This is a genomic window from Streptomyces sp. NPDC093109, assembly GCF_040701725.1.
GTDB lineage: Bacteria > Actinomycetota > Actinomycetes > Streptomycetales > Streptomycetaceae > Streptomyces.
The window spans coordinates 1-6165 of sequence record NZ_JBFBEZ010000090.1 but is presented as its reverse complement, the minus strand read 5'-3'; the positions used below and the strand labels follow the sequence as shown (position 1 = coordinate 6165).

At 71.1% G+C, this 6165-nt stretch carries 5 protein-coding genes; 4 read left to right on the top strand and 1 reads right to left on the bottom strand.

The genetic code is table 11. The annotated features are described in order from the left end of the window. Positions 1 to 193: 193 nt before the first annotated feature. Positions 194 to 370: a hypothetical protein gene (locus AB0389_RS37525; RefSeq protein ID WP_366400077.1), complete on the bottom strand. Its 177-nt coding sequence runs from the start codon at positions 368 to 370 to the stop codon at positions 194 to 196. Between the two features lie 574 nt (positions 371 to 944). On the opposite strand from AB0389_RS37525, the gene AB0389_RS37520 reads away from it, so the two are divergent. The 4 genes from AB0389_RS37520 to AB0389_RS37505 all read left to right on the top strand — a co-directional run. Beyond that, positions 945 to 4994 carry a nitrate- and nitrite sensing domain-containing protein gene (locus tag AB0389_RS37520; RefSeq protein WP_366400076.1) on the top strand — a complete coding sequence of 1350 codons (4050 nt, stop codon included), beginning with the start codon at positions 945 to 947 and terminating at the stop codon, positions 4992 to 4994. Positions 4995 to 5003: 9 nt separating this feature from the next. After that, on the top strand, positions 5004 to 5417 hold the full coding sequence (locus AB0389_RS37515) for a roadblock/LC7 domain-containing protein (RefSeq protein WP_030351794.1): 414 nt from the start codon (positions 5004 to 5006) through the stop codon (positions 5415 to 5417). Positions 5418 to 5523: 106 nt separating this feature from the next. After that, complete coding sequence (locus AB0389_RS37510; protein WP_114621845.1) at positions 5524 to 5931, top strand: DUF742 domain-containing protein; 408 nt, start codon at positions 5524 to 5526, stop codon at positions 5929 to 5931. Next, a partial coding sequence (locus AB0389_RS37505) for an ATP/GTP-binding protein (protein WP_366400075.1) occupies positions 5912 to 6165 on the top strand: 254 nt, incomplete at its 3' end. The genes AB0389_RS37510 and AB0389_RS37505, both read left to right, overlap by 20 nt.

The following is a 6165-nucleotide window of genomic DNA, read 5'->3' as shown; positions in this document are numbered from 1 at the left end:
ACCGCCGCGATCTGGCACAACGACCACACCGGACAGCCCGTACTACGCTCACTGACCGCCTACGACCACTGACCCCTTGGAATCGATCATCTAGAGGAGCGAGCGGGCGCCCGGCCGCTCCGGCCGGGCGTGAACGGGAGACGTCCCGCGCGCGTATGAGGGAATGCGGGGGACGGAACGCCCCGCGGGGAACCTACTGGGCGGCGGGAGCGACCATGAGCGTCGTACGGCGGGGGTTGGCGGTGCGGTTCGGCAGGGCGACGGCGTGCTCCGGGCGCTCCGTCGGGACCAGGCCCTCGGCGTCGTCGAGATGCGCCAGCGTGGTGCGCCGGGGGTTCGCGGTGGTACGGAGCGGCATCGTCGTCTTCATGTGTGGTGTCAGACCCTGTCGGAGTACGGGCGCCGGAGCGCCGGTTGTCGGATTTGCCATCCCTGTAAAGCGTCAGGCTAGACAGACAATTCCCCGTGGAGATCGGGATCCATCGGCGATCACCGTGTGAGTTTGCTCACCAAACGGTGCGCATTTGCCGCGTACCGGACAGATTTCAGTTGCCGAGTAAGCGGACATTACATAACTGAATGTGGCATTCCGCTGCTGATCATCCGGACTGGGACACCCCCCACCCGTACGCGGCTCGTCAATATAAGTCCGTTTCCTCCATGCACACTTTCTACGGCAGGTGACCCGGCGCTCACGCCGTGTCATCCCGGTCACACCGCTGGCCACTGGCCTTGTTGGAGGTCCGGCACTGTGCTGGAATTCCCCCCACCGCCGCGGGTTTCAAGTCCGGCGCGCAAGGCGCAACGCAGCGCCGAGCGGCGGTGGGGAAGGGGAGCAAGCGCCGGTCACTCACGACCACCATGGGGAGCGTTCTGCGCCCCACGACGCCGACACCGTTCCGCCGTTCTGCGGGGGGACGCCTGGTCCAGAGGTTGCGACGCTAGTGCAGGGACGTTTTAAGAGGGACAGCAGCGCTGCGGCGGAGCAGGAGCCCCGTGGCGGATCCGACCGCGGCTCCTCGCCCCAGCACACCCAGAACCAGGGCCCCGCGCCCTCGGGCGACGGCCGTGGCGGCCCCGGAGCGGCGTCCGGCGGTACGGGTGGACCGGGCGGGCCCGGTGGCCCCGCGACCCCGCCGGGAGGAAAGGTCAAGGACCCGACCGACCCCGGCTCCCGGGTGGCACTGCGCAACTGGCGCATCAGCACGCGCCTCGTCGCCCTGCTGACCCTGCCGGTGGTCGCCGCCACCACGCTGGGTGGTCTCCGGATCAATGACTCGCTCAACGAGATGCAGCAGCTGGAGCACATGCAGCTGCTGACCAAGATGACCAAGGAGGCCACCAACCTCGCGCAGGCCCTCCAGGCGGAGCGCGACGAGTCGGCCGGCCCCCTCACCAACGGCGCGAGCCCCAAGAACTTCGCGGTCCAGGACCGCCGTACCAAGACCGACCGGGCGAAGAAAGGCTTCCTCGACGCCACGGTCGACATCGGCAACACCGACGGCGACCAGGCGCTGGAGAGCATCCGCTCCAACGTCAACCAGATCGCCACCCAGGTCAACACGATCAACGACATCCGCAAGGACGCGTACGCCTCGGACGCGCACTCGCTGACCGTCGACGCGTACAGCGGGCTGATCGACTCGCTGCTGAGCCTGTCGCAGGACATGGCCCAGGCGACCAGCAACCCCGAGATGATCAGGCGGACCCGCGCGCTCGCCGCGTTCTCCTCCGCCAAGGAGTACGCCTCGATCCAGCGCGCGATCATCGCCGCCGCGCTGCCCCCGAACCCCAGCACCAAGGGCAATCTCAACGAGAACGACCGGCTGTACGGTCTGGCCGCGGCGAACAAGGAGCGGAGCGCCCTCACCTCCTTCCGCGCCCTGTACGAGTCGATGGGCGGCAACGCCGAAGAGCTGATGGCCCCGCTCAACGGCCAGGGCAGCCCCGAGATCCAGTCGTCCGAGAAGTACGCCGACCGGGTCCTCGACCGGCAGGACGGCATGGCGTCCCAGCCCGGCCGTTCGTATCTGGACTGGACCGACCAGGCGTCCCCCCGGATCAACGCGATGAAGATCATCGAGGCCACGCTGCTCGGTGAGATGGAGGGCAAGGCCCGCGAGCTGCGCGCCAGTTCGCAGCGCGACGCGCTCATCAACGGTGCCGTCATCCTGCTGGTGCTCGGCGTCTCGCTGGTCGGCGCCTTCGTGGTCGCCCGGTCCATGATCCGCTCGCTGCGCCGGCTCCAGGACACGGCCACCAGGGTCGCCCAGGACCGGCTGCCCGAGCTGGTCAAGCAGCTCTCCGACTCGGACCCGCAGGATGTCGACACCTCCGTCGAGTCCGTCGGTGTGCACTCCCGGGACGAGATCGGAAAGGTCGCCGCGGCCTTCGACGACGTGCACCGCGAGGCCGTCCGGCTCGCCGCCGAGCAGGCTCTGCTGCGGGGCAACGTCAACGCGATGTTCACCAACCTCTCGCGCCGCAGCCAGGGCCTCATCCAGCGCCAGCTGTCCCTGATCTCCGAACTGGAGTCCCGCGAGGCGGACCCGGACCAGCTGTCGTCCCTCTTCAAGCTCGACCACCTCGCGACCCGTATGCGCCGGAACGGCGAGAACCTCCTCGTCCTCGCGGGCGAGGAGCCGGGCCGCCGGTGGACCCGGCCCGTCCCGCTGGTCGACGTGCTCCGTGCCGCCGCCTCCGAGGTGGAGCAGTACGAGCGCATCGAACTCTCCTCGGTGCCCACGACCGAGGTCGCCGGCCGCGTCGTCAACGACCTCGTGCACCTGCTCGCCGAGCTGCTGGAGAACGCCACGTCGTTCTCCTCGCCGCAGACGAAGGTCCGGGTCACCGGCCACGCGCTGCCCGACGGCCGGGTGCTCGTCGAGATCCACGACACCGGTATCGGGCTCTCCCCCGAGGACCTCGCGGCGATCAACGAGCGGCTCGCCTCGCCGCCCACCGTGGATGTCTCGGTCTCCCGCCGCATGGGTCTGTTCGTGGTCGGCCGGCTGTCGCTGCGCCACGGCATCCGTATCCAGCTGCGGCCGTCCGACTCCGGCGGTACGACCGCGCTGGTCATGCTGCCCGTCGATGTCGCCCACGGCGGCAAGAAGAGCCCGCCCGGCCGCCCCGGTGGCCCGGGCGGCGCCGTCCAGTCGCCGGCCTCGACCGGCGGCCAGCTCACCGGCGGTCCCGGTACGGCCGGTGGCGGCCGTCCCGGTATCGGCGCGGGCCCCGGCGGCTCGCCCGCTCCCGGTCTGCTCGGCGCGGGCGCCCCGCGCGGCCAGGTCGGTCCCGGCGCGAGCCCGCGTGCGGCGCTGCCCTCCCGCGACGGGACACCGGGCGGACCGCAGAACGGTCAGCAGGGAAGTCCGCAGGGCGGCTTCCCGCAGTCCGGCGGCTCGCAGGACCCGCAGCGGCAGGGTTCGGGCCAGAGTCAGGGCCAGGGCCAGCCCAGCGTCTTCAGCCAGAACGCCTTCGGCGCGCCGAACCAGAACCAGAACCGGCCCGGCCAGCAGGGCCAGGGTCAGGGCCCCGCGCAGGGTCAGGGGCCCGGCCAGGGGCAGCAGCGTACGGACCGGTCCGGCGGCCAGGGCGGCCAGAACGGCTTCAGCGGCCGTGCCCAGAACGCCTTCCAGCAGGGCGGCGCCCCCGACCGCGGCCGGCAGCTCCCGCCCCCCGGCGGCCCGCGCGCCGAACTGCCCGGCGGCAACCCGCAGCCGAAGCGCCCGCAGACCACCAGCTGGGGCGCCGACCAGTCGTCGGCTCCGCAGCGCCCCTCGATCGACGCCCCGCGCGGCCACGAGGAGCACGAGACCACCGGCCAGTTCGCCCGCCCGACGGCCGAGCAGCAGGGGCCCGGCGCCACGTCGGAGTTCCCGCGCCCGGACTTCAACGCGCCCAGGCCCGACCAGCCCGCCCCGCTGGGCGGCGCGCAGGACGCCGCCGCCACGGCCCAGTTCCCCCGGCCGGACTTCGGCGCCCAGGCGCCCTCCGGCTACCAGCCGGAGTACGACGGCAGGCAGGACCGGGACGACCGGTCCGCCTTCCGCCCGCCGTCGGACTTCGCCCCGCAGGACTTCAACGCCCCGCGCCCCTCGGCGCCGGCCCCGGCGCCCGGTTCGCAGGGCGGCTACCGCCCGCCGAGCCTGCCGCCGCAGCCGCAGCAGGAGGCGCTGCCTCCGGCGGGTCCCGGTGACGGCAGCACACCGCTGTACGACAACCTGGAAACCAACTGGTTCCACGCCGCACAGCAGTCCGGCGACCCGCAGCAGGGCGGCCAGCGGAACAACAACGGCTCGTACAACGGCTCGCAGGGCGGTGCGCAGGACGACCTCCGGCAGGACCGGCCGGAGCCGCGCAACGGCTCCAGGGACGACTCCCGGGACAGCTTCCGGGACGATTCCCGGTCCCTGCCGCCGGGCCCCTCCGCCGCCCAGCAGCAGCCGGCCCCGCCGATGCCGCGCCGTGAACCGATCATGCCGCGGCGCGACTCCGCGAACGGCTCGGGGATGAACGGCTCGGGCGCGAACGGCTCGGGCGGTCCCGGCACCACCAACAGCTCCGGCATCACCGGCACCAGCGCCGGTGGCTTCGGCACCATCGACTCGGGCACCAACAGCTTCGGGGTTCCCTCGGGCGACGGCGGCCCGGGAAGCAGTTCGGGCGCGAACGGCGTGGCCGCCAACTCCTCCTGGCGCACCTCGCCCAACGACGAGCTGGTACGCCAGGCCGAGCGGGCCAAAAAGCCCCAGGCCGGCGGTCTTACCACCTCCGGTCTGCCCCGCCGGGTACCGCGCGCCAATCTGGTGCCGGGAACCGCGCAGGAACAGAACACCCAGGCCGGTCCGCAGGTATCTCGTGCACCCGCTGACGTACGCGGCCGGCTGACCAATCTCCGTCGGGGTATCCAGCAAGGTCGTCAGGCGGGCAACACCGGCCCGGCGAGCAACGGATTCAACCTCGGCACCTCTCACCAGCAGGAGCGTTAGTTGAGTCCGATGAGTCAGGCTGCGCAGAATCTGAACTGGTTGATCACCAACTTTGTGGACAACACCCCCGGGGTGTCCCACACAGTGGTGGTCTCCGCCGACGGACTTCTGCTGGCCATGTCCGAGGGCTTCCCCCGCGACCGCGCCGATCAGCTCGCGGCCGTGGCGTCCGGTCTCACCTCGCTGACCGCGGGGGCGTCCCGGATTTTCGAAGGCGGCCCGGTCAACCAGACCGTGGTGGAGATGGAGCGCGGCTTCCTCTTCCTCATGTCCGTCTCCGACGGTTCCTCCCTGGCCGTGCTGGCGCACCCCGAGTGCGACATCGGCCTGGTGGGTTACGAAATGGCCCTTCTGGTCGACCGCGCAGGTACGGTCCTCACCCCGGACCTGCGCGCCGAGTTGCAGGGAAGTCTGTTGCACTGAGGCCCCAGGAAACGCCCCAGCTCCCTACCGTCAGGCCGCCCAACCGGCCCCCCACCGGCCAAGTCAGACGGCACGAAGGCACCTTGCTGTCACGCCCGGAGGATTCATGACCCCGCCACCTGCCTCTCACGATCCGTACGGCGCCTCTATGGACGCGTCCTACGGGTCCGAGGGCGATCAGCCGCTGGTCCGTCCGTACGCCATGACCGGCGGCCGGACCCGGCCTCGGTACCAGCTCGCCATCGAGGCACTGGTCAGTACGACCGCGGACCCGGCGCATCTCGCCACCCTGCTCCCCGAGCACCAGCGGATCTGCCACCTGTGCCGTGAGGTCAAGTCCGTGGCGGAGGTCTCGGCACTGCTCACGATGCCGCTCGGCGTCGCCCGTATTCTCGTCGCCGACCTGGCGGAAGCCGGCATGGTGGCCATTCACCAGCCCGGCAATGGAGAGGCCGGCGGCACGCCGGATGTGACACTGCTCGAAAGGGTGCTCAGTGGACTTCGGAAGCTCTAGTGGCGGTGCCGGGACGGCACGGTCGACCACCAGCGCGAAGATCGTGGTGGCGGGCGGCTTCGGCGTGGGCAAGACCACGTTCGTCGGCGCCGTCTCGGAGATCAACCCGCTGCGTACCGAAGCCGTCATGACCAGCGCGTCCGCCGGCATCGACGACCTCACCCACACCGGAGACAAGACCACCACCACCGTGGCCATGGACTTCGGCCGCATCACCCTCGACCAAGACCTCAT

Excerpts from the sequence above, each read along its gene's own strand:
- AB0389_RS37525 (WP_366400077.1), bottom strand. The coding sequence starts at position 370 with ATGAAGACGACGATGCCGCTCCGTACCACCGCGAACCCCCGGCGCACC.
- AB0389_RS37515 (WP_030351794.1), top strand. The coding sequence starts at position 5,004 with ATGAGTCAGGCTGCGCAGAATCTGAACTGGTTGATCACCAACTTTGTG.
- AB0389_RS37510 (WP_114621845.1), top strand. The coding sequence starts at position 5,524 with ATGACCCCGCCACCTGCCTCTCACGATCCGTACGGCGCCTCTATGGAC.